The organism is Niabella aquatica, from assembly GCF_054779315.1.
Genome location: NZ_BAAGYM010000040.1, coordinates 1 through 508, shown reverse-complemented (window position 1 = coordinate 508; position 508 = coordinate 1). Strand labels below are relative to the sequence as shown.

Annotated in this window: 1 protein-coding gene; it reads right to left on the bottom strand. The window is 45.7% G+C overall.

The annotated features are described in order from the left end of the window. Window positions 1-508 (bottom strand): hypothetical protein (locus tag ACYVBM_RS22445; RefSeq protein ID WP_460687943.1); only part of this gene is annotated, 508 nt, incomplete at both ends.

Genomic DNA, 508 nt, shown 5'->3' with positions numbered 1-508 from the left:
AACAATCCAGTTTCGATAACTGCCGGGTTGTATGTCAACAGCCGCTTTCCCACCATAGCACCATATAGTTCGTTCCAACGCTTATTGGTCATCACCCATTCAAAATCAACGATGTCGCCATTTTTTTCATCACGTATGGATTTGAACAGCTGCATAATTTGCAGCGAATTGTCGAATGTGGCTTGCAAGAGTTCATTGGTACTGATGAGCTTCCGTTCCCATCGTATGCGCTCGGAAATATCTTTGAAAAGGATAGCAACCTTGCGTTCTTCAGGCTTGCCAATTTTAAATGCATACACTTCGTACCATACGCCGCCAGCTATTTGCGAGGCATAATGCTCAAACCGTTTCGGTTCGCCGGTCCTGGCAATCTCTCCATATACCTCGAACCAAAACGGTTCATGCTCGGGTGCCAGTTCCTTCATAGTTCTGCCCATGGCGTTTTCGAGCCTGGTTTGTTTAATGAAAGCAGGATTAGCTTCCAGGAAGCAATAGTCATTCGGTTCAT